This window comes from Pseudomonas sp. P20 (assembly GCF_016463925.1).
Taxonomy (GTDB): domain Bacteria; phylum Pseudomonadota; class Gammaproteobacteria; order Pseudomonadales; family Pseudomonadaceae; genus Pseudomonas; species Pseudomonas aeruginosa.
Map to the genome: position 1 here is coordinate 143,105 of NZ_JAEMVM010000003.1, position 23,103 is coordinate 166,207.

Consider the following 23,103-nt stretch of genomic DNA (forward strand, 5'->3'; position numbering starts at 1 on the left):
GAACGAGGGGGGACGCATGACTCAACAGCACGACACCCATAGCAAGGCCATCGGCTACCTGCTGTGGATCTTCGGTTTCACCGGTTCGCACCGCTTCTATTACGGCAAGCCGATCACCGGGACGATCTGGTTCTTCACCTTCGGCCTGTTCTTCATCGGCTGGATCATCGACCTGTTCCTCATCCCGTCGATGGACCGCGAGGCCGACCGGCGCTTCCAGGGCGGCAACCTGGACTACAACGTGGCCTGGATCCTGCTGACCTTCCTCGGCGTGCTCGGCGTGCACAGGATGTACATGGGCAAGTGGATCACCGGGATCATCTACCTGTTCACCGGCGGCCTGTTCTTCCTCGGCGTCCTCTACGACTTCTGGACCCTCAACGGACAGGTGTCCGAGCGCAACGGGCCGCAGCGCATCTGAGGCTCGTCGCCAGACGCGAGAAGCCCGCCATCCGGCGGGCTTTTTCATGGGTGTCGCCGCGGTCGGCAGGGAATTCCTCCGGCGGGACTTAAGGAACCAAAGGTTCTAACGTTCTACCTGTAGGTTATTGGCGCCCGCGCGCGCCAGCCCCTATGGTCTGCAAGCCCCAGAACGGATAGGTGCAATGGCTCACGAGGCCGCGCACCGTATCGCTCCGTGCGGAAACACCGAAAGGAGAAAAGATGACTTCCGACTCACGCCCCGCCGTGCTCGACCTGATCGGCAACACCCCGCTGGTTCGCGTGACGCGCTTCGATACCGGCCCCTGCACCCTGTTCCTCAAGCTCGAATCGCAGAACCCCGGCGGCTCCATCAAGGATCGCATCGGTGTCGCCATGATCGAGGCCGCCGAGCGTGACGGCCGCCTGCGGCCCGGTGGCACCATCGTCGAGGCCACCGCCGGCAACACCGGTCTCGGCCTGGCCCTGGTCGGCCGCGCCAAGGGCTACCGGGTGGTGCTGGTGGTGCCGGACAAGATGTCCACCGAGAAGGTCCTGCACCTGCGCGCCATGGGCGCCGAGGTGCACATCACCCGCTCGGACGTCGGCAAGGGCCATCCGGAGTACTACCAGGACGTTGCCGCGCGCCTGGCGCAGGATATTCCCGGCGCCTTCTTCGCCGACCAGTTCAACAACCCGGCCAACCCGCTGGCCCACGAGTGCGGCACCGGCCCGGAGCTCTGGGCGCAGACCGGCCACGATCTCGATGCCATCGTCGTCGGCGTCGGCTCCTCCGGTACCCTGACCGGCCTTACCCGGTTCTTCCAGAAGGTCCAGCCGGAGCTGGAGATGGTGCTCGCCGATCCCGAGGGCTCGATCATGGCCGAGTACTCCCGCTCCGGCACCCTGGGTACGCCGGGTTCCTGGGCGGTGGAGGGCATCGGCGAGGACTTCGTACCGGCCATCGCCGACCTCTCCAGCGTGCGCCATGCCTATTCCATCAGCGACGAGGAAAGCTTCGCCATGGCCCGCGAACTGTTGCGCGTCGAGGGCATTCCCGGCGGCTCCTCCACCGGCACCCTGCTGGCCGCGGCGCTGCGCTTCTGTCGCGAGCAGAAGGAGCCGAAGCGGGTGGTCAGCTTCGTCTGCGACACCGGCACCCGCTACCTGTCGAAGATCTACAACGACCAGTGGATGACCGACCAGGGCCTGCTGCAACGCAAGCACTACGGCGACCTGCGCGACATCATCGCGCGGCGCTTCGAGGAGGGCCGGGTGATCAGCGTCGGTCCGGACGACACCCTGCTCACCGCCTTCCAGCGCATGCGCCTGGCCGACGTTTCGCAATTGCCGGTGCTGGACGATGGAAAACTGGTCGGTGTGATCGACGAGTCGGATATCCTGCTCGGTGTCCACGCCGACGCGCCACGCTTCCGCGATGCGGTAAGCAGCGCGATGAACGCCGCGCCGGAGACCCTCGCGCCCGGCGCCAGCCTGGCCCAGTTGCAGGCGGTCCTGGACCGCGGCCTGGTGGCGATCGTTGCCGATGCCAGCGGCTTCCACGGCCTGATCACCCGTTTCGACCTGTTGAACCATTTGCGGAGAAAGCTCGCATGAGCCAGCACGACCAGCATCCCGACGCCCCGGCCCAGGCCTTTGCGACCCGGGTCATCCACGCCGGGCAGGCCCCCGATCCCTCGACCGGCGCGATCATGCCGCCGATCTACGCCAACTCCACCTATATCCAGGAAAGCCCCGGGGTACACAAGGGGCTCGACTACGGCCGCTCGCACAACCCGACCCGCTGGGCCCTGGAGCGCTGCGTGGCCGACCTCGAGGGCGGCACCCAGGCCTTCGCCTTCGCCTCCGGCCTGGCGGCGATCTCCTCGGTGCTGGAGCTGCTCGACGCCGGTTCCCACATCGTTTCCGGCAATGACCTCTACGGCGGTACCTTCCGCCTGTTCGAGCGGGTCCGCCGGCGCAGCGCCGGGCATCGCTTCAGCTTCGTCGACCCGACCGACCTGCAGGCCTTCGAGGCCGCGCTGACCCCGGAAACCCGCATGGTCTGGGTGGAAACCCCGAGCAACCCGCTGCTGCGCCTCACCGACCTGCGCGCCATCGCCCAGCTCTGCCGCGCCCGCGGCATCATCAGCGTGGCCGACAACACCTTCGCCAGCCCCTACATCCAGCGCCCCCTGGAACTGGGCTTCGACGTGGTGGTGCACTCCACCACCAAGTACCTGAACGGCCATTCCGACGTGATCGGCGGCATCGCCATCGTCGGCGACAACCCGGACCTGCGCGAGCGCCTGGGCTTCCTGCAGAACTCGGTGGGCGCCATCTCCGGGCCGTTCGACGCCTTCCTCACCCTGCGCGGGGTGAAGACCCTGGCGCTGCGCATGGAGCGCCATTGCAGTAACGCCCTGGCCCTGGCCCAGTGGCTGGAGCGCCAGCCGCAGGTGGCGCGGGTCTACTACCCCGGCCTGGCTTCGCACCCGCAGCATGAGCTGGCGAAACGGCAGATGCGTGGCTTCGGCGGGATGATCTCCCTCGACCTGCGTTGCGACCTGGCCGGCGCCCGGCGCTTCCTGGAGAACGTGCGGATCTTCTCCCTGGCGGAGAGCCTGGGCGGGGTGGAAAGCCTGATCGAGCATCCGGCGATCATGACCCACGCCAGCATCCCGGCGGAAACCCGCGCCGACCTGGGCATTGGTGACTCGCTGATCCGCCTGTCGGTGGGCGTCGAGGCGCTGGAGGACCTGCAGGCCGACCTGGCGCAGGCGCTGGCGAAGATCTGAGGCTCCGCAGGGAGCGGCGCCGACCGGCGCGGCTGCCGGCCATCGGGTGTTCCCGGCGAGCATGCCTCGGTGGATAACGCTCCGCGTTATTCGCCCTGCCGTTGAGGCGGGTTGGTGGCAGAGGCTGGGATAGGGCGCCCACCCCGGCAACGGATACGCCCCCGGAATCGCGAACGCGAAGATGAAAAAGCCCGCCGGATGGCGGGCTTTTTCGTGGTGGCAGGGATCAGCCCTCGTGGGTCAGGTGTCCGTCCACCAGGGTGTAGCGCACTCGTCCCGGCAGGCAGTGACCGACGAACGGGCTGTTCTGCCCCTTCGAGTACCAGCTCTCACCGGCCAGGGTCGAACCCTGCGGGTCGAACAGCACCAGGTCGGCGGCCTGGCCCACCGCCAGGCGCCCGGCAGGCAGGCGTAGTGCCTGGGCCGGGCCGTGGGAGAGGCGGGCGAGCAGGGTCGGCAGGTCGAGCAGGCCGTCCTGCACCAGCGTCATCGCCAGCGGCAGCAGCAGCTCGGCGCCGCTGATGCCCGGCTCGGTGGCGGCGAACGGCGCGTTCTTGGCGTCCGCCTCGTGGGGTTGGTGGTGGCTGGCGATGGCTTGTACCACGCCGTTCTTCACCGCCTCGCGCAGGGCTTCGCGGTCGGCCCTGGTGCGCAGCGGCGGTTGCACGTGGTAGAGGCTGGAGAAGCCCACCAGCGCTTCGTCGGTGAGGATCAACTGGTACAGCGCCACGTCGCAGGTCACCGGCAGGCCACGGGCCTGGGCCTGGGCGACGAGTTCGATGCCGCGGGCGCTGGTCAACTGGCTGAAGTGCGCGCGCACGCCGCTCTGTTCCACCAGCAGCAGGTTGCGGGCCAGGGCCACGGTCTCGGCGGTCTCCGGGATCCCCGCGAGGCCGAGGAAGCTGGCGGTCGGGCCTTCGTGGGCGAGGCCGCCTTCGGCGAGATCGGTGTCCTGCGAGGTGAAGATCACCGTCAGGTCGAAGGTCGCCGCGTACTCCAGGGCGCGCCGCAGGATGCGGTTGCTGGCGAAGCCATGCAGGCCATTGGTGAAGGCCACGCAACCGGTGTCGCGCAGGGCCACCAGTTCCGACAGTTGCTCGCCGCCGAAGCCGCGGGTCAGCGCGCCGACGGGGTAGACCTTGGCGTTGCCGGCCTCGCGGGCGCGGTCGAGGATCAGCTCGGCCACCGCCGGGGTGTCCAGCACCGGCCGGGTGTAGGGCGGGCAGCACAGACTGGTGGTGCCGCCGGCCGCGGCGGCGCGGGTCTCGCTTTCGACGTTGCCCTTGCGTCCATAGCCCGGCTCGCGCAGGGCGACGCTCAGATCGACCAGTCCCGGCGCGGCCACCAGGCCGGCGCCGTCGAGGGTCTTCTGGGCGCTGAAGCCGGCCGGCGCGGCGCCGATGGCGACGATCTTGCCAGCCTCGATGTGGAGGTCGCCGACCTGGTCCAGGTCACTGGCCGGGTCGATGACGCGGGCGCCTCGGATACTGATGGTCATTCGGCGTCCTCCTGTTCCAGCTGGCGTTGGGTGTTCTGGCCGCTCATGGCCATGGACAGCACCGCCATGCGGATGGCGATGCCGTAGGTGACCTGGTTGAGGATCACCGACTGGGCCCCGTCGGCCACCGCCGACTCGATCTCCACGCCACGGTTGATCGGGCCAGGGTGCATGACGATGGCATCCGGCTTGGCCAGCTTCAGGCGCTTCTCGGTCAGGCCGTAGAGCTTGAAGAACTCGCCCTCGCTGGGTAGCAGGCCACCCTGCATGCGCTCGCGTTGCAGGCGCAGCATGATCACCACGTCGACGTCCTTCAGGCCTTCGTCGGCGTTGGTGAACACGCGCACGCCGTACTGCTCTTCCAGGCCGATCGGCAAGAGGGTGCGCGGGGCGATCACGCGGATGTCCGGGCAACCCAGGGTCTTGAGCGCCAGCATGTTCGAACGGGCTACTCGCGAATGCAGGATATCGCCGACGATCGCCACCGATAGCTGCTCGAAGTTCCCTTTGTGCCGGCGGATGGTCAGCATGTCGAGCATCCCCTGGGTGGGGTGCGCGTGGCGTCCGTCGCCGCCGTTGATCACCGCCACGTTGGGGCTGACGTGCTCGGCGATGAAGTGCGCCGCGCCCGAGTCGCTGTGGCGCACCACGAACATGTCGGCGGCCATCGCCTCCAGGTTGCGCAGGGTGTCGGTGAGCGTCTCGCCCTTGCTGGTGGAAGAGGTGGATACGTTCAGGCTGATCACGTCGGCCGACAGCCGCTGGGCGGCCAGCTCGAAGGTGGTGCGGGTGCGCGTGGAGTTCTCGAAGAACACGTTGCAGACGGTCTTGCCGCGCAGCAGCGGGACCTTTTTCACCGCGCGGGCGCCGACCTCCAGGAAGGAATCGGCGGTATCGAGGATTTCGGTGAGCAGCTCGCGGGGCAATCCGTCGAGCGAGATGAAGTGGCGCAGCTGGCCCTGGTCGTTGAGCTGCAGCGGGCGCTTGGCGTCTGTCGGCATGGGGCAGGCCCTAGTGAAGAGGATCAGGAAGCGGAGGAAAGGACCTTGCGCTCGAGGGCGAGCGGTGCGGGACCGACCAATTTTACCCGTTCATCGCGACCCAGGGACAGGGTCTGGCCGACCACGTCGGGGCGGATAGGCAACTCCCGGGCGTTCAGGTCGAGCAGGCAGACCAGGGTCACGCTGGCCGGACGGCCGTAGTCGAACAGTTCGTTGAGTGCGGCGCGGATGGTGCGGCCGCTCATCAGCACGTCGTCCACCAGCACCAGGTGCTGGCCGTCGATCTCGAACGGCAGCGCCGACGGGCGGACCTGCGGATGCAGGCCGTTCTGGGTGAAGTCGTCGCGGTAGAAGGAGACGTCGAGGGTGCCCAGCGGCTCTTGGTTGCCCAGTTCCCTCAGCAGCGCCTCGGCGACCCAGATGCCGCCGGTATGGATGCCGACGAAGCGCGGCCGCTCGATGCCGCGCTCGGCGAGATGGGCGCGCAGGTCGCTGGCCATGCGCGGCAGGAGTTCGGCGGGATTGGGTAGGCTCATGGTGGCTCCTCGCTGACATCGATGGGATGGCCGCCGGGAGAGCCCGCTGTAGGGAGGCGCCCGCGGTGGCGAAAGCATAATGGCAAACGGCGGCGTGCCGGCTGCCATGGGTCAATCCGGGTGTTCGGCCAGCCAGCCTTCCAGCAGCAGGGCGGCGGCCAAGGCGTCCACCGGTCGCTCGCGGTAGCCGTCGCGCTGGCCCTGGGCCAGGCGCTCGCCCTTGGCGGCATAGGTCGTGAGACGTTCGTCGTGGGTAAAGACCGGCAGGTTGAAACGGCCGTTGAGGCGGCGGCCGAACTTTTCCGCGCGCTCGCTCATCTCGCTTGGGCTGCCGTCCATGTTCAGCGGCAGGCCGACGACGATGGCGTCCGGCTGCCATTCCTTGATCAGCGCTTCCACCCGGTTCCAGTCCGGCACGCCGTTCTGCGCCTTCAATACGCACAGCTCGCGGGCCTGGCCGGTCACCGCCTGGCCGACGGCGACGCCGATCTGCCGGGTGCCGTAGTCGAAGCCCAGCAGCAGGCGCAGCGGCTTGTCGCTGGCCATCAGGCGTGACCGGCCTGGGCGGTGAGCAGGCTGAGGTTGACGCCCAGGCGCGCGGCGGCGGCGCTGAGGCGCTCCTCGGCCGGCAGGTCGAAGAGGATCGCCGGGTCCGCCGGGCAGGTCAGCCAGGCGTTGTCGCTCAGTTCGGCCTCCAGCTGGCCGGCTTCCCAGCCGGCATAGCCAAGGCTGATCAGGCTCTTTTCCGGGCCGGTGCCGGCGGCGATGGCGAACAGCACGTCCTGCGAGGTGGACATCGCCAGCTCGCCCAGTTCCAGGGTCGACTGGTAGCTCAGGCCGCTGGGGTGGAGGACGAAGCCACGGTCGGTCTGCACCGGGCCGCCGTTGTAGATGTCGATGTGCTGGCAGCGCGCCGGCGGCAGGGCGTCCGGCTTGAGCTGTTCGAGGACTTCCGCCAGGTTGAGGCCGCTGGGACGGTTGATCACCAGGCCCATGGCGCCCTGCTCGTTGTGTTCGACCAGGTAGGTCACGGTCTGGGCGAAATTGGGGTCGGCCATGTGCGGCATGGCGATCAGGAAATGATGCTTGAGGTAGGTTGGGCTGCTCTGTTTCATGGCCGCTAGTGTCCTGCTTCGGACGCGAGAAAGCCAGCCTTGCCGGCGCTACTTGCTGGACAGCCGGTCGCCGCGTTCGAAGCGCCAGGTACGGATGATCTCCAGCCGGTCGATGTCGGCCAGGTCGCCGCTGAACGGCGCATAGGGCGCGGCCAGGCGGACGATGCGCTGGGCGGCCTGGTCGAGGATCGGCTCGCCGGAAGACTCCAGCACCTGCACCTCGTAGATGGTGCCGTCGCGGTTGATCGACACCAGCAGCCGCAGGCTGCCGTAGAGCTTCTGCCGGCGGGCCTCGTCGGGGTAGTTGAGGTTGCCGATGCGTTCGATCTTCTTGCGCCAGTCTTCCTTGTACCAGGCGCCCTTGTCGCGCATGGTCGAGGCGGCGCTCAGGCGGTGGATGCGCGGGCGCTTGGCGTAGGCCTGCTGCTCCTTGGCCAGGTCGGCCTCGAGGCTGGCGATTTCCGCCGACAGCTGGGTTGAGTCGAAATGCGGCGCCGGCTTGGCGACCTGCTCGGCCTTCTGTGCCTGGGTCTTGCTCGGTGCCTTCTGCTGGCGCTGGCGGGTGGTGGTCACCGCGGCCTTGGGCGCCTCTTCGCTCCTGGCCTGCTTCGGCGTAGCCGGCGGCGCGACTTTCTTCACCTGGTTGTCCTGGAACGGCGCGACCTCGGTGGTCTTCGGCGCGGCCTTGTGCTCCAGGGTTCCGCTGCCCTGCTGGTTCATCTGCGCGAGGTAGTCGGCCTTCTCCGGCGCCTTGTCGCTCTTGAAGGTGGCCAGGGTGATTTCCAGGGTCTTGCTGATCTGGCTCGGCGCGGGCATGGAGAAGCCCACCCCGAGGATGAGGGCGACGTGCAGGATGGCTGCGATGAACAGGGTGAAGCCCAAACGGTCCGCCGGGCGGACGCCGGCAGCGGCGGAGGGGGACTTGAGGACGGCGGCGTTCATTGCGGATCGTGGTGGCTGGCGTGGGGCGAAGTCTGCCGATGGGGGGCGGAAAAGTCTATGACGCACTCCGCGCCTTGGACACGCGGTCGCTCGCCGTGGCGCATCGGGCGGGCCGAGGCGGGCGGACCGAGGCCCGCCCGCGCGATTCAGCGGGCAGCCAGCTGGGCGGCGATGGCGTCCATCAGCTTGTCGCCGATGCGGGTGTCGAAGGCCTGGTCGATCTCGCGGATGCAGGTCGGGCTGGTGACGTTGATTTCCGTCAGATAATCGCCGATCACGTCGAGGCCGACGAACAGCAGGCCGCGCTCGCGCAGGTGCGGGCCGACCTCGGCGGCGATCCAGCGGTCGCGCTCGCTCAGCGGCTGGGCCACGCCGCGGCCGCCGGCGGCGAGGTTGCCGCGAGTCTCGCCCTGGGCGGGGATGCGCGCCAGGCAGTAGGGCACCGGTTCGCCGTCGATCATCAGGATGCGCTTGTCGCCGTCCTTGATTTCCGGCAGATAGCGCTGTGCCATGATCTGCTGGCTGCCATGCTGGGTGAGGGTCTCGAGGATCACCGAGAGGTTCGGGTCGCCTTCGCGGTGACGAAATATCGACGAACCGCCCATTCCGTCCAGGGGTTTGAGAATGATGTCACGATGCTCGGCGGCAAACTCGCGCAGAATATCGGATCGCCGGCTGACCATCGTCGGCGGAGTGCACTGGGTGAACTGCGTGGCGAAGAACTTCTCGTTGCAGTCGCGCAGGCTCTGCGGCCGGTTCACCACCAGGGCGCCGGCACGCTCGGCCTGTTCCAGCAGGTAGGTCGAATAGACGAATTCGTTATCGAAGGGCGGGTCCTTGCGCATCAGGATCACGTCCAGTTCGTGCAGCGGTTGGTCGCTTTCCGCTTCCAGTTCGAACCAGCGGGAGGCATCGTTGAAGACCTTCAGCGGGCGCATGCGTCCACGCGCGACGCCGGCCTTCTGGTAGAGGTCCTGCTGTTCCATGTAGAACAGCGACCAGCCGCGGGCCTGGGCAGCCAGCAGCATGGCGAGCGAGCTGTCCTTCTTGAAGTTGATGCGCGCGATGGGGTCCATGACGATCCCGAGGCGTACGCTCATGGGAATTCCTCCGAAAGGGGGTGGGTTGTCCGGTCGCGGCGGGGAGGCCGCGTGGCAAGCGGGTTTGACGCTCAGGTTGGCGCCCCGTTTGCGCTTGGTCAAGGAAAAAGCCGGCCTGTTCCGGGCATTATGGATAGAGTTGCGTCGAGTGTGCTAAAAAGGCCCGCGATTGGGTCGCAGCCCGTCGGTGACAGGGCGTTAGCGCACTGAAGAAAACACAGAAGAATGATTCACCGAGTCGATATAGGGCGAACATGGAACAGCAATCCGACGGTTTGAAAGTGATGGTGATCGACGATTCGAAAACGATTCGTCGCACCGCCGAAACACTGCTGAAAAAGGTCGGTTGCGACGTGATCACGGCAATCGACGGCTTCGATGCCCTGGCGAAGATCGCCGATACCCATCCGAACATCATTTTCGTCGACATCATGATGCCGCGCCTGGATGGCTATCAGACCTGCGCCCTGATCAAGAACAACAGCGCGTTCAAGTCCACCCCGGTGATCATGCTGTCCTCCAAGGACGGCCTGTTCGACAAGGCCAAGGGGCGCATCGTCGGCTCCGACCAGTACCTCACCAAGCCGTTCAGCAAGGAAGAGCTGCTGGGCGCGATCAAGGCACACGTACCCAGCTTCACCCCGGTGGACGCCGTTTCCTGATATCCGGCCGCATGGCCGTTGATGCTTATTTCGTGATGGGGATCCCATGGCTCGTATTTTGATTGTTGATGACTCTCCGACCGAGATGTACAAGCTGACCGCCATGCTGGAAAAGCATGGTCACCAGGTACTCAAGGCCGAGAACGGCGGCGACGGCGTCGCCCTGGCCCGCCAGGAAAAGCCCGACGTGGTCCTGATGGACATCGTCATGCCCGGCCTCAACGGCTTCCAGGCGACCCGTCAATTGACCAAGGACGCCGAGACCAGCGCCATCCCGGTGATCATCGTCACCACCAAGGACCAGGAGACCGACAAGGTCTGGGGCAAGCGCCAGGGCGCTCGCGACTACCTGACCAAGCCGGTGGACGAAGAGACCCTGCTGAAAACCATCAATGCGGTGCTGGCGGGCTGAGCCCGTCGCAGCGCATCGCTCACCCTGACCCCGGAAAGACCAGGCCCCGCATGTCGGACGTTCAGACCCCCTTCCAGCTCCTCGTCGACATCGATCAGCGCTGCCGACGCCTGGCCGCCGGCCTGCCGGCCCAGCAGGAGGCGGTGCAGAGCTGGAGCGGGATCGGCTTCCGCATGGGCGGGCGGTTCTTCGTCGCCCCCATGGGGGAGGTCGGCGAAGTCCTGCACGAACCGCGCTACACCCAGCTGCCGGGCGTGAAGACCTGGGTCAAGGGGGTGGCCAACGTACGTGGCCGCCTGCTGCCGATCATGGACCTCTGCGGTTTCCTCGGCACCGAACTGTCGCCCTTGCGCAAGCAGCGGCGGGTGCTGGTGGTGGAGCACCTGGACGTGTTCGCCGGCCTCATCGTCGATGAGGTGTTCGGCATGCAGCACTTCCCGGTGGACACCTTCAGCGAACAGCTGCCGCCACTAGAAGCGGCACTGCAACCCTTCATTCATGGCGTCTTCCATCGAGAGCAGCCGTGGCTGGTGTTCAGCCCGCATGCGCTGGCGCAACACCAGGGCTTCCTCGACGTCGCCGTATAAACAGCTTCACCGGTTGGGCCGGTCTGCCGGCCCGTGTCGTGACATGGAAATCGTAATCGTGGTCGGTCCGGGCGGGGGCCAAATATGAAGAAAATCAACGCAGGCAATCTTTTCGCGGGCATGCGCAGCAGCTCGGTGATCGCGGGGCTGTTCATCGTCCTCATCGTCTCGATCGTGTTGCTGTTCGCCAACTTTGCCTACCTCAACACCCAGTCGAACCATGACAAGCAGTACATCGGCCATGCCGGCGAACTGCGCGTCCTGTCGCAGCGGATCGCGAAGAACGCCACCGAAGCGGCGGCGGGCAAGGGCGAGGCGTTCAAGCTCCTGAAGGATGCGCGCAACGACTTCGAGAAACGCTGGAACATCCTGGTCAACGGCGACGAGAGCACATCCCTGCCGCCCAGCCCCGAAGCGGTGAAGCCGCAGATGGACGTGGTGCAGCAGGACTGGGACGGCCTGCGCAAGAACGCCGACTCCATCCTCGCCAGCGAACAGACCGTACTGTCCCTGCACCAGGTGGCCTCGACCCTCGCCGAAACCATCCCGCAGCTGCAGGTGGAATACGAAGAGGTGGTCGACATCCTGCTGGAGAACGGTGCCCCGGCCGACCAGGTCGCGGTCGCCCAGCGCCAGTCGCTGCTCGCCGAACGTATCCTCGGCTCGGTGAACAAGGTGCTGGCCGGCGACGAGAACTCGGTGCAGGCCGCCGACAGCTTCGGCCGCGACGCCAGCCTGTTCGGCCGCGTACTGAAGGGCATGCAGGAAGGCAACGCGGCGATGAGCATCTCCAAGGTGACCAACGCCGAGGCGGTGGATCGCCTGAACGAGATCGCCGAACTCTTCGAGTTCGTCTCCGGTTCGGTGGACGAGATCCTCGAGACCTCGCCCGACCTGTTCCAGGTCCGGGAAGCGGCGAACAACATCTTCAGCGTTTCGCAGACCCTGCTGGACAAGGCCTCGCAACTGGCCGACGGCTTCGAGAACCTGGCCGGCGGGCGCAGCATCAACCTGTTCGCCGGTTACGCCCTCGGCGCCCTGGCCCTGGCCTCGATCATCCTGATCGGCCTGGTGATGGTGCGCGAGACCAACCGCCGGCTGGCCGAGACCGCCGAGAAGAACGACCGCAACCAGGCCGCGATCCTGCGTCTGCTCGACGAGATCGCCGACCTCGCGGACGGCGACCTGACCGTGGCCGCGACCGTGACCGAGGACTTCACCGGCGCCATCGCCGACTCGATCAACTACTCCATCGACCAGCTCCGCGAACTGGTGGAGACCATCAACCAGACCGCCGTGCAGGTGGCCGCAGCGGCCCAGGAGACCCAGTCCACCGCGATGCACCTGGCCGAAGCCTCCGAGCACCAGGCGCAGGAAATCGCCGGCGCCTCGGCGGCGATCAACGAAATGGCGGTGTCGATCGACCAGGTATCGGCGAACGCCTCGGAATCCTCGGCGGTAGCGGAACGTTCGGTAGCCATTGCCAACAAGGGCAACGAGGTAGTGCACAACACCATCACCGGCATGGACAACATCCGCGAGCAGATCCAGGACACCTCGAAGCGAATCAAGCGCCTCGGCGAATCGTCCCAGGAGATCGGCGACATCGTCAGCCTGATCAACGACATCGCCGACCAGACCAACATCCTCGCCCTTAACGCCGCGATCCAGGCGTCGATGGCCGGGGACGCGGGCCGCGGCTTCGCCGTGGTAGCGGACGAGGTACAGCGACTGGCGGAACGTTCCTCGGCGGCGACCAAGCAGATCGAGGCGCTGGTGAAGACCATCCAGACCGACACCAACGAAGCGGTGATCTCGATGGAGCAGACCACCTCCGAGGTGGTCCGCGGCGCGCGCCTGGCCCAGGACGCCGGTGTGGCCCTGGAGGAGATCGAGAAGGTATCCAAGACCCTCGCGGCGCTGATCCAGAACATCTCCAACGCCGCCCGTCAGCAGGCATCGTCGGCCGGCCACATTTCCAACACCATGAACGTCATTCAGGAGATCACCTCGCAGACCTCCGCCGGTACCACCGCCACCGCACGGAGCATCGGCAACCTGGCGAAGATGGCGAGCGAGATGCGCAACTCGGTATCCGGCTTCAAACTGCCGGAGGGCGTGGAGCAGGCCTGAGCATAGGCGCGGCGGCCGCCTGGCGGGCGCCGCGTCGACACCTTGGACGAGGGGCACGGCATGCAGGCGAACGGCGTCTGGTCACTGCAGCCGCTGGCCGATATGTCGGCAGCGGAGTTCCGCGACTGGCAGGTCCTGTTGGAGAACCGCACCGGCGTGGTGCTCAACGAGCAACGCCGGACGTTCCTGCAGGCCAGCCTGACCGCGCGCATGCGTGAACTGGGCATCGGCGACTACCACAGCTACTACCGCCAGGTGACCGACGGTCCGCGTGGCGCAGTGGAGTGGGCGACCCTGCTGGACCGCCTGACCGTCCAGGAAACCCGTTTCTTCCGTCATCCCCCGTCTTTCGAGCTGCTCGAGCGCTACCTGGGCGAGCGCCTGCGCCGCGAAGGCATGCCGCGGCCCTGGGCCCTGTGGAGCGTCGGCTGCTCCAGCGGCGAGGAACCCTACTCGCTGGCGATGTGCGCCGCGCAGGTGTTGCGCGGGCAGGAACGGGAAGATTTTTTCGGCGTCACCGGGACGGATATCAGCCTTCACGCCCTGCAGCGGGCGCGGCAGGCGAACTATCCGGCCCGCAAGCTGGAGCAACTGGAGGCCGGGCTGGTCGAACGCTATTGCGAACGCCAGGCCGACGGCAGCTTCAGCGTGAAAACGATACTGACCGAGCGCGTCTGCTGCGCCCGGCTGAATGTGCTGGACCTGGCGACGGCGCCCTGGTCCGGCATGGACGTGATTTTTTGTCAGAACCTGCTGATCTACTTCCGTCGCTGGCGACGGCGCGAGATCCTCAACCGGTTGGCCGAACGGCTGGCGCCGGGAGGCTTGCTGGTGATCGGGGTCGGCGAAGTGGTCGACTGGAGCCATCCGGAGCTCGAGCCGGTCGCCGACGAGCGGGTCCTGGCCTTTACCCGTAAGGGGTACTCAGGCACATGAATGGAGTGGCTATGGGTGACCGGCACGACTACGTCGCTCTGGAGTGGGTGAAAGGCGAGATCGCCGAAACCCTGAAACAGGCGCGCCAGGCGCTGGAAGCGTTCGTCGAGAACCCGCAGGACCCGACCCGCATGCGGTTCTGCCTGACCTACGTGCACCAGGTGCAGGGCACCCTGCAGATGGTCGAGTTCTACGGCGCGGCCCTGCTCGCCGAGGAAATGGAGCAGTTGGTCCAGGCCTTGCTGGACGGTCGCGTGCCGAACCAGGGCGAGGCCCTGGAAGTGCTGATGCAGGCGATCCTGCAACTGCCGGTCTACCTCGACCGGATCCAGACCGCCCGGCGCGACCTGCCGATGGTGGTCCTGCCGCTGCTCAACGACCTGCGCGCCGCGCGCGGCGAGAAGCTGCTCTCGGAAACCAGCCTGTTCGCGCCCGACCTGTCGCAGCGCCAGCCGCAACTGGACGGCGAGGCCATCGCGCAACTGCGCACCGACGAACTTGGCGGCTTGCTGCGCAAGCTGCGCCAGACCCAGCAGATGGCCCTGGTCGGCCTGCTGCGCAACCAGGACGTGGCCACCAGCCTCGGCTACCTGGCGCGTGTCTATGCGCGCCTGGAGGGCCTGTGCCGCGAGGCACCGCTGGGGCCGCTGTGGAGCATCGCTTCCGGCCTGGTCGAGGGCCTGGCCAACGGTAGCGTGGTCAACAGCGCCTCGGTGCGCACCCTGCTGCGCCAGCTCGACCGCGAACTCAAGCGCCTGGTCGAGCAGGGCGCCGACGGCCTGAACCAGGCCGCGCCGGACGAGCTGGTGAAGAACCTGCTGTTCTACGTGGCCAAGGCGCCTTCGCAGTCGCCGCGGATCCGCGCACTGAAGGAACAGTACCGCCTCGACGAGGCGCTGCCCGACCACGAGACGGTGGATGCTGAGCGCGCCCGCCTCGCCGGACCCGACCGCGACGCGATGCGTTCGGTGGTCGGTGCCTTGTGCGAGGAACTGGTGCGGATCAAGGACAGCCTCGACCTGTTCGTGCGCAGCGACCGTGGCCACCCCTCGGAACTGGACGCCCTCCTGGCGCCGCTCAAGCAGATCGCCGATACCCTGGCGGTACTCGGCTTCGGCCAACCGCGCAAGGTCATCCTCGACCAGTTGGACGTCATCCACGCCCTGGCCCAGGGCCGCCGCGAGCCGAGCGACGCGATCCTGATGGACGTCGCCGGCGCGTTGCTCTACGTCGAGGCCACCCTGGCCGGGATGGCCGGTCCCGGCGACGAGCGCAACAGCGAGGAAAGCCGCCTGCCCACCACCGATGTGGCGCAGATCCACCAGTTGGTGATCAAGGAAGCGCGCAACGGTCTGGAGCAGGCCAAGGACGCGATCATCGAGTTCATCGCCTCGCAGTGGAACCACGAGCACCTGGCCCGCGTGCCGGAGCTGCTGACCCAGGTCCGCGGCGGCCTGGCGATGATCCCGCTGGAGCGCGCCGCGACCCTGCTGGAAACCTGCAACCGCTATATCCAGGAACAGCTGCTGGCGCGCAAGGCGGTGCCGGACTGGCAGAGCCTGGATACCCTGGCCGATGCCATCACCAGCGTCGAGTATTACCTGGAGCGCCTGAGCGAGGACCATGCCAGCCAGAGCGACCTGATCCTCGACGTCGCCGAGGACAGCCTGGCGAACCTCGGCTATACGCTGAAACCGAATTCGTCGGCCCCGGCCGAGCCTGGCCTGTCCGGGCCCGCTGCCATCGAGTCCCCGGCTGCCGAGCCGGAGAGGCCGGAGGCGGTCGTCGAGGTCGCCGAGACAGCGGAGCAACCGCCCGCCGACACGGCTCCTGCCGAGGCCGCGAGGGAAGATGCCCCGCAGCTGGCCAGCGACGACAACTGGACCCTTGGCGAAGTCGCGCCCGACGCCGGCGAGCCGTCCCTCGACCTGGCCCTGGACCTGCCGCTGGACGATTCCGCCGAAGTGCCGCCGGCGTTGCCGGAGGTGGTCGAGGAGAGCGGCCAGCCGCAGTCGACCCCGGCGCCTGCCCGCAGCCTGGACGATTTCAGCCTCGACGAGATCGATCTCTCCGGCCTCGACCTGCCCGCCGATGCGGCCCCGGCCTCCGGGCCGGCGGCCCTGGCGGACTGGTCGCTGCCGGAGCAGTGGGGGCTCGGCGATGACCTGGCGCAGCCGGCGCAGGCCGGCGAGACGTTGGATCTGAGCCTGGAGGAGCCGGCGCTGTCCTTCGACGCGCCGCTGGAAAGCCTCGAGCCGTTGCCGGCGCTGGAGCCTTTCGACGGCTCCGCTGAACAGGAGCTGGTTCTCGATGCGCTCGATCCGCTGCCGCTGGATGTAGCCTTGCCGGAGGCGGAGGGCGAGGTGTCCGCCTGGGAGGGCTCGAGCCTGGAGGAACTGGATCTTTCCGACCTCGATCTCCCCGAGGTGCAATTGCCCGAGGCTGAGGCCGAGGCGCCGCCTGCCGCCGAGGCGCTCGCCAGCGAAGCGCCGGCCCTGTCTCTGGCCGAGGTGATGGCTGCGCCGGTGCAGCCGATCAACCCGCCGGCGCAGAACGTTCCGGTCAGCCTGCTGCCACCGCCGGCCGACGAGGAACCGGTGGACGAGGAACTGCGCGAGGTCTTCATCGAGGAGGCCGGCGAGGTCCTGGAGACCATCGGCCGCTACCTGCCGGCCTGGAAAGCCGACCACGACGACCGCGAAGCGCTGACCGAGGTACGCCGTGCCTTCCATACCCTCAAGGGTAGCGGACGGATGGTCCGTGCCCTGGTGATCGGCGAACTGGCCTGGTCGATAGAGAACCTGTTCAACCGCGTGCTCGATCGCAGCATCGCCGCCAGCGAGCCGGTGCAGCGAGTGGTGGACCAGGTCGTGGCCCTGTTGCCGGAGCTGGTCGAGGAGTTCGCCGCCAATGCCCAGCGCCAGCGCGACGATGTCGACCTGCTGGCGGCCACCGCGCATGCCCTGGCCAAGGGCGAGCCGCTGCCGGAACCGCCGGCGCCGGACGACGGCGGAGTACCGCCGGAAGCCGGGGCGGAGCAGCCGTCGAGCCTGGACAACGGCGTCCAGGCGCCGCCATTGGCCGACGCGCCGCAGGCCGCTGCCGAGGCGCAGAGCGACGTCGAACTGCTCGATCCGCAACTGCTGGAGATCTTCACCAACGAGGCGGAAACCCATCTCGAGGCCCTGGTCGGCTTCCTCGCCGACTGCGCCCGCGAACTGCCGCAGCCGGTCACCGATGCCTTGCAGCGTGCCCTGCATACCCTCAAGGGCAGCGCACACATGGCCGGCATCCTGCCGATCGCGGAGATCGCCACGCCGCTGGAAAAACTGGTCAAGGAATACAAGTCCAACCTGCTCGCCTTCGACCTGCGCGAAGCGGAGTTGCTGCACGACGCCGAGCAACTGTTCCGCATCGGCCTGGAGCAGGTCGGCGCGCAACGGCCATTGAACCCGATCCCCGGCAGCGACGCGTTGCTGGAGCGTATCGAGGCACTGCATCAGGAACGCATCGCCTCGCTCGAGGCCGAGCGCTACAGCGATGCCGGCGAGCGCCGCGATCCGTTGCTGATCGAGGCGTTCCTCGTCGAAGGCATGGACATCCTGCTGGACGCCGAGGACCTGCTCGAGCGCTGGCACGAGCATCCGCAGGAGCGCCAGGAACTGAGTGCGCTGCGCGAGGAGCTCAGCACTCTGGACCGGGGCGCCCGGCATGCCGAGCTGCCACAGGTGGAAGAACTCTGCCAGGCCTTGCTGGCGCTCTACGATGCCGTCGAGGAAGGCCGCCTGGCGGTCAGCCCGGCGTTCTTCGAGGAAGCCCGCCAGGCCCACGAGGCGCTGATCGGGATGATGGACCAGGTCGCCGCCGGCCTGCAGGTCACGCCGCGTCCGGAGCGGGTCGCGGCCCTGCAGGAGCTGTTGGAAGCGCCCGCCGCCGAGGCCGTTCCGTTCATCGACCCGGAGAGCCTCGGCGCCGACGATTTCCCCCCGGAAGACGAAGAACCGGCCCTCCCCGAGGCGGTCTTCGAAGAGGCCGGGACGCCTGCCGAGGAGACCGTACCGGCAGCGCCTGCACCGGCTCCCGGCCGCGAGCTGGACGAGGAAATGGTGTCGATCTTCCTCGAAGAGGCGGTGGACATCCTCGAAAGCGCCGGCCAGGCACTGGCCCAATGGCAGGCCGAGCCGGGCGCGCTGTCTTCGCTCAGCGCCCTGCAGCGCGACCTGCATACCCTCAAGGGCGGCGCACGGATGGCCGAGATCGCCGAGATCGGCGACCTGGCCCACGAGCTGGAGGCCCTCTACGAAGGACTGGTCGACCGCCGTTACCAGCACTCCCCGCAACTGGCCGGATTGCTGCAAGCCTGTCACGACCGCCTGGCCGAACAGCTCGACCAGTTGAGCGCCGGCCAGCTCCTGGCCGACCCGCACGACCTTATCCAGTCGATCCGCCGGTTCCGCCAGGGCCCGGTGGCCGAGGCCGCGACACCGGGCGAGGCGGAAAGCCCTGTCGAGGAACTCGTTGCACCTGCCGTCGAGGAGCCCGCCGCGCCCGCTGCGGAGGCGTTCGAAGAGCGCGATCCCGAACTGGTGGAGATCTTCCTCGAGGAAGGCTTCGATATCCTCGACAGCGCTGCCGCCGCGTTGCAGCGCTGGATCGACGACGTCGACAACACCATCGAACTGGAAGCCTTGCAGCGCGACCTGCATACCCTCAAGGGCGGTGCGCGGATGGCCGAGATCGGCGAGATCGGCGACCTCGCCCATGAGCTTGAATTCCTCTACGAAGGCCTCTGCGGTGGACGCCTGCGCGCCAGCCCGGCCTTGTTCGGCCTGCTGCAGCGCTGCCACGACGAGCTGGCCGAGATGCTCGAGGCGGTGCGTGGCCACCGCACGCTGCCCGACGGGCAGGCGCTGATCGCGGAGATCAGGCGCCTGCGCAGCGATCCCGACGAGCAACTGAGCGTACCCACCAGCGTCAGCCTCAAGCCGCTGGCGGCGAAGGGCGCGGCGGCCGACGAGAGCGAGATCCTCGACATCTTCCTCGAGGAAGCCGACGACCTGCTGGAGAACCTCGAACTGGCGCTCGGCCGCTGGGACGGCGGCAACGGCGACGCCCAGCCGCTGGACGACCTGCTGCGGATCCTGCACACCCTCAAGGGCGGTGCGCGCCTGGCCGGACAGACCGAGCTGGGCAACCTGGCCCACGACCTCGAGCAGCATCTCACCGATGCGCAGCTACAGGGCGCGCCGTGGCCGGACAGCCTGCTGCTGGATGCGCAGTCGGGGCTGGAAGGCCTGCAGCGGCAGGTCGACCTGTTGCGCGAGCGGCTGGCCGAGGACGACGAGGCCGGTGAGCGGCCCGAGCCCGCCCAGGCGCTGGTCCAGGCCGACGATACCGACCGCGCGGTGGCCTCCGCGCTGGCAGAGCTGACCCGCCTGGCCCCGGCGGCCGGCGCGATCATGGCGGCCGAGGCGGCGCCTCCGGCCGCCCCGGCCACCACCCTGCCGTTCGTGCGCAAGGCCCAGGAGGCGGCCCAGGAGGCCGCTTCCCGACGTGCCCCGCAGGAGCTGGTGAAGGTGCCGGCGGAACTGCTGGAGAACCTGGTCAACCTGGCGGGCGAGACCTCGATCTTCCGCGGCCGGGTCGAGCAGCAGGTGAGCGACGTCGGCTTCACCCTCGGCGAGATGGAGTCCACCATCGAGCGGGTGCGCGACCAGTTGCGCCGCCTCGACACCGAGACCCAGGCGCAGATCCTCTCGCGTCACCAGGCCGATGCCGAACGCGCCGGCTACGAAGAATTCGACCCGCTGGAAATGGACCGCTATTCGCAGTTGCAGCAGCTCTCGCGCGCACTCTTCGAATCGGCCTCCGACCTTCTCGACCTGAAGGAAACCCTGGCGGCGAAGAACCGTGACGCGGAGACCCTGCTGCTGCAACAGGCGCGGGTCAACACCGAACTCCAGGAAGGCCTGATGCGCACCCGCATGGTGCCGTTCGATCGGCTGGTACCGCGTTTGCGGCGGATCGTCCGGCAGGTGGCCGGCGAGCTTGGCAAGCAGGTCGAATTCGTGGTCGGCAACGCCGACGGCGAGATGGATCGTACCGTCCTCGAACGCATCGTCGCGCCGCTGGAGCACATGCTGCGCAACGCCGTGGACCACGGCATCGAGTCCGGCGAGACGCGCCGCGCGGCGGGCAAGCCGGAGCACGGTACGATCCGCCTGAACATCGGCCGCGAGGGCGGCGACATTCTCCTCACCCTCTCCGACGACGGCGCCGGCATCCGCCTCGATGCGGTACGGCGCAAGGCCATCGAGCGTGGCCTGATGAGCGCCGACAGCGACCTCAGCGATCATGAAGTGCTGCAGTTCGTGCTCGAGTCCGGTTTCTCCACCGCCGAAAAGGTCACCCAGATCTCCGGGCGCGGCGTCGGCCTCGACGTGGCCAACTCCGAGGTCAAGCAGCTCGGCGGCTCGGTGAGCATCCAGACCGAGCCGGGCCAGGGCACCCGCTTCAACGTGCGGCTGCCGTTCACCGTGTCGGTGAACCGGGCGCTGATGGTGCTATCCGGCGAGGATCTCTACGCGGTGCCGCTGAACACCATCGAGGGCATCGTGCGGGTTTCGCCCTACGAACTGGAGGCGCTCTACGACCAGCGCGGCGAGGCGGGGCTGGATACGCCCAGCTTCGAATACGCCGGGCAGTCCTACGAACTGAAGTACCTCGGCGAGCTGCTGAACAACGGCCAGGAACCCAAGCTGGTCGGCCAGTCGCTGCCCTTGCCGGTGATCCTGGTGCGCTCCTCGGAGCATGCGGTGGCGGTGCAGGTCGACTCGCTGGCCGGTTCCCGCGAGATCGTGGTGAAGAGCCTCGGTCCGCAGTTCGCCGGGGTCGCCGGGATTTCCGGGGCGACCCTGCTCGGCGATGGCCGGGTGGTGGTGATCCTCGACCTGCTGGCGACCATCCGCTCCCGGCACGCGCTGCTCGGCCAGGAAAGCCGTCGCGAACGCCTGGCGCTGCGCCAGGAAATGGCGGCGAGCGAAAGCGAGCAGCAGCGGCCGCCGCTGGTCATGGTGGTGGACGACTCGGTCACCGTGCGCAAGGTCACCACCCGCCTGCTGGAGCGCAACGGCATGAACGTGCTGACCGCGAAGGACGGCGTGGACGCCATCGCCCAGCTCCAGGAGCATCGTCCGGACATCCTCCTGCTGGACATCGAGATGCCGCGCATGGACGGTTTCGAGGTCGCCACCCTGGTGCGTCACGACGAACGCCTGGGCAACCTGCCGATCATCATGATCACCTCGCGGACCGGCGAGAAACACCGCGAGCGCGCGCTGGGCATCGGCGTCAACCAGTACCTCGGCAAGCCTTACCAGGAAACCGAGCTGCTCGAAGCCATCCAGTCCCTGGTCGGCCAGCATGAGTGAGCGCGCCACGCCACGGGTCGCGGTGATCGCCGACACCTCGTTGCAGCGCCACGTGTTGCAACAGGCGCTGCTCGGCCATGGTTACGAGGTGGTGCTCAACGCCGACCCGGCCAGGGTCGACGACGCCGCGCTGGAGTGCGCGCCCGACCTGTGGCTGGTGGACCTGACCCAGCAGGACGACTCGCCGCTGCTGGACAGCCTGCTGGAGCAGGACCGTGCGCCGGTGCTGTTCGGCGAGGGCCACGCGCCGGAGCGGCATACCGAACATTACCCGCGCTGGGAACGGCGGCTGATCGGCAAGCTGAAGCGCTTGATCGGCGACCCCAGCGATGGCGTTGGCGACAGCCTCGGTGCATTGCTCGACGAGGAGCGTCCGCCGCGCCTGGAGATTCCCGGCGACCTCGCGGCGATGCCGCTGCAGGCCGGCGAAGCGGCCCGCGAGGTGTGGCTGCTGGCGGCCTCGCTCGGCGGCCCGGCGGCGGTGAAGGCATTTCTCGACGCCTTGCCTGGCGGCCTGCCGATCGGCTTCCTCTATGCCCAGCACATCGATGCCAGCTTCGAGCAGAACCTGCCGCAGGCAGTCGGCCGGCACAGCCAGTGGCATGTGAAGAACGTCCGCGACGGCGAAGCGCTGCGTTGCGGCGAGGTCATGGTGGTGCCGGTGCTGCACGAGCTCGGTTTCCACCACGACGGGCGACTGAAATGCAGCCAGCGTCCCTGGCCGGAACCCTACACCCCGTCCATCGACCAGATGATGCTCAACCTGGCCCAGCAGTTCGGGCCCGACTGCGGGGTGATCGTTTTCAGCGGCATGGGTAGCGACGGCAGCGCCGCTGCCGCCTACGTGCGGCGCCAGGGTGGCGAGGTATGGACCCAGCGCGCCGACAGTTGCGTCTGTTCGAGCATGCCGGACAGCTTGCGCGAAGCCGGTTACAGCAGTTTCAATGCCAGCCCCCGCGAACTGGCCGAGGCATTGGTCAAGCATCTGGCCGCACGCTGCGCGCCGACAGGAGTCGAAACATGAACCAGGCCGTGATCGAGCAGGATGGCATGAGCCGGAACACCCCAGCCAACCCGACCCCGGACAGCCTCACCGGGCTGCTCCTGCCGCTGAGCGACCGCACCCTGCTGTTGCCCAACGTCGCCGTGGCCGAACTGATCGCCTATCGCAACCCGCAGGTCGCCGCCGGCCTGCCGCAGTGGTACCTGGGCCAGGTGGCCTGGCGCGACCTGCGCCTGCCGCTGCTGTCCTTCGAGGCGGCCTCCAGCGGCGAACAGCAGCCGGTACTCGGCAGCAGCGCGCGGGTGGTGGTCATCAACGCCCTCGGCGGACGACCCCATGTGAAGTTCCTCGCCCTGCTGGTGCAGGGCATTCCGCGCTCGGTGCGGCTGGACGCCAATCTCGCGAGCACCGCCGCGCCGCTGGCGGCGCTGGAACTGGCGGCGGTGGACATCGGCGGCGAAACCGCACGGATTCCGGACCTGGCCGGGCTCGAAGAGAAGCTCGCCGACGCCGGCCTGATCTGAGCCGTC

Annotated in this window: 18 protein-coding genes; 11 read left to right on the plus strand and 7 right to left on the minus strand. The window is 67.8% G+C overall.

Annotated elements, in window-relative coordinates; genetic code table 11:
* The first annotated feature begins 16 nt into the window (after positions 1–16).
* From JHD77_RS04880 to JHD77_RS04890, 3 genes are all read left to right on the plus strand, one after another.
* Positions 17–421 (plus strand): NINE protein, encoded by a 405-nt coding sequence (locus JHD77_RS04880; RefSeq protein ID WP_003084560.1) that lies wholly within the window; start codon positions 17–19, stop codon positions 419–421.
* Positions 422–663: 242 nt separating this feature from the next.
* A complete protein-coding gene (locus JHD77_RS04885) occupies positions 664–2,037 on the plus strand; it encodes a pyridoxal-phosphate dependent enzyme (RefSeq protein WP_003084562.1) in 1,374 nt (457 codons plus the stop codon).
* Complete coding sequence (locus JHD77_RS04890; protein WP_003100953.1) at positions 2,034–3,218, plus strand: cystathionine gamma-synthase; 1,185 nt, start codon at positions 2,034–2,036, stop codon at positions 3,216–3,218. Before JHD77_RS04885 ends, JHD77_RS04890 begins: the two co-directional genes overlap by 4 nt.
* A 226-nt stretch (positions 3,219–3,444) precedes the next feature.
* On the opposite strand, the gene JHD77_RS04895 is transcribed toward JHD77_RS04890, so the two are convergent.
* The 7 genes from JHD77_RS04895 to gshB all read right to left on the minus strand — a co-directional run bounded on the left by JHD77_RS04895 (position 3,445) and on the right by gshB (position 9,410).
* A complete protein-coding gene (locus tag JHD77_RS04895) occupies positions 3,445–4,716 on the minus strand; it encodes a dihydroorotase (RefSeq protein ID WP_003100951.1) in 1,272 nt (423 codons plus the stop codon).
* The gene (locus JHD77_RS04900; RefSeq protein ID WP_003084569.1) at positions 4,713–5,717 is read right to left on the minus strand and encodes an aspartate carbamoyltransferase catalytic subunit; all 1,005 of its coding nucleotides are present in this window, start codon (positions 5,715–5,717) and stop codon (positions 4,713–4,715) included. Before JHD77_RS04900 ends, JHD77_RS04895 begins: the two co-directional genes overlap by 4 nt.
* A gap of 23 nt (positions 5,718–5,740) precedes the next feature.
* Entirely contained in the window at positions 5,741–6,253 is a 513-nt protein-coding gene (gene pyrR / locus JHD77_RS04905; RefSeq protein WP_003084574.1) for a bifunctional pyr operon transcriptional regulator/uracil phosphoribosyltransferase PyrR, read from the minus strand.
* A 111-nt stretch (positions 6,254–6,364) separates the two neighbouring features.
* Positions 6,365–6,799, minus strand: a complete 435-nt coding sequence (gene ruvX, locus JHD77_RS04910; RefSeq protein ID WP_003084575.1) for a Holliday junction resolvase RuvX — start codon at positions 6,797–6,799, stop codon at positions 6,365–6,367.
* Entirely contained in the window at positions 6,799–7,368 is a 570-nt protein-coding gene (locus JHD77_RS04915; protein WP_003084577.1) for a YqgE/AlgH family protein, read from the minus strand. The genes ruvX and JHD77_RS04915 overlap by 1 nt, the downstream gene beginning before the upstream one ends.
* Before the next feature lie 48 nt (positions 7,369–7,416).
* On the minus strand, positions 7,417–8,310 hold the full coding sequence (locus tag JHD77_RS04920; protein WP_003162015.1) for an energy transducer TonB: 894 nt from the start codon (positions 8,308–8,310) through the stop codon (positions 7,417–7,419).
* Between the two features lie 146 nt (positions 8,311–8,456).
* Positions 8,457–9,410: a glutathione synthase gene (gene gshB, locus JHD77_RS04925; RefSeq protein ID WP_003100943.1), complete on the minus strand. Its 954-nt coding sequence runs from the start codon at positions 9,408–9,410 to the stop codon at positions 8,457–8,459.
* Between the two features lie 254 nt (positions 9,411–9,664).
* On the opposite strand from gshB, the gene pilG reads away from it, so the two are divergent.
* The 8 genes from pilG to JHD77_RS04965 all read left to right on the plus strand — a co-directional run bounded on the left by pilG (position 9,665) and on the right by JHD77_RS04965 (position 23,097).
* Entirely contained in the window at positions 9,665–10,072 is a 408-nt protein-coding gene (gene pilG, locus JHD77_RS04930) for a twitching motility response regulator PilG (protein ID WP_003084583.1), read from the plus strand.
* A 46-nt stretch (positions 10,073–10,118) separates the two neighbouring features.
* On the plus strand, positions 10,119–10,484 hold the full coding sequence (gene pilH / locus JHD77_RS04935; protein WP_003084587.1) for a twitching motility response regulator PilH: 366 nt from the start codon (positions 10,119–10,121) through the stop codon (positions 10,482–10,484).
* Positions 10,485–10,534: 50 nt separating this feature from the next.
* The gene (locus JHD77_RS04940; protein WP_003084590.1) at positions 10,535–11,071 is read left to right on the plus strand and encodes a chemotaxis protein CheW; all 537 of its coding nucleotides are present in this window, start codon (positions 10,535–10,537) and stop codon (positions 11,069–11,071) included.
* An 84-nt stretch (positions 11,072–11,155) separates the two neighbouring features.
* Positions 11,156–13,204, plus strand: coding sequence for a chemotaxis chemoreceptor PilJ (gene pilJ, locus JHD77_RS04945; RefSeq protein ID WP_003100940.1), 2,049 nt, complete (start codon positions 11,156–11,158; stop codon positions 13,202–13,204).
* 60 nt (positions 13,205–13,264) lie between these two features.
* Complete coding sequence (pilK, locus tag JHD77_RS04950) at positions 13,265–14,140, plus strand: type 4 fimbrial methyltransferase PilK (protein ID WP_031757002.1); 876 nt, start codon at positions 13,265–13,267, stop codon at positions 14,138–14,140.
* Positions 14,141–14,151: 11 nt separating this feature from the next.
* Positions 14,152–21,570, plus strand: coding sequence for a chemotaxis signal transduction system protein ChpA (chpA, locus tag JHD77_RS04955; RefSeq protein WP_034023100.1), 7,419 nt, complete (start codon positions 14,152–14,154; stop codon positions 21,568–21,570).
* The gene (locus tag JHD77_RS04960; RefSeq protein WP_003084598.1) at positions 21,563–22,594 is read left to right on the plus strand and encodes a chemotaxis protein CheB; all 1,032 of its coding nucleotides are present in this window, start codon (positions 21,563–21,565) and stop codon (positions 22,592–22,594) included. The genes chpA and JHD77_RS04960 overlap by 8 nt, the downstream gene beginning before the upstream one ends.
* Positions 22,591–23,097, plus strand: a complete 507-nt coding sequence (locus JHD77_RS04965; protein WP_003106119.1) for a chemotaxis protein CheW — start codon at positions 22,591–22,593, stop codon at positions 23,095–23,097. Before JHD77_RS04960 ends, JHD77_RS04965 begins: the two co-directional genes overlap by 4 nt.
* Positions 23,098–23,103: the final 6 nt, after the last annotated feature.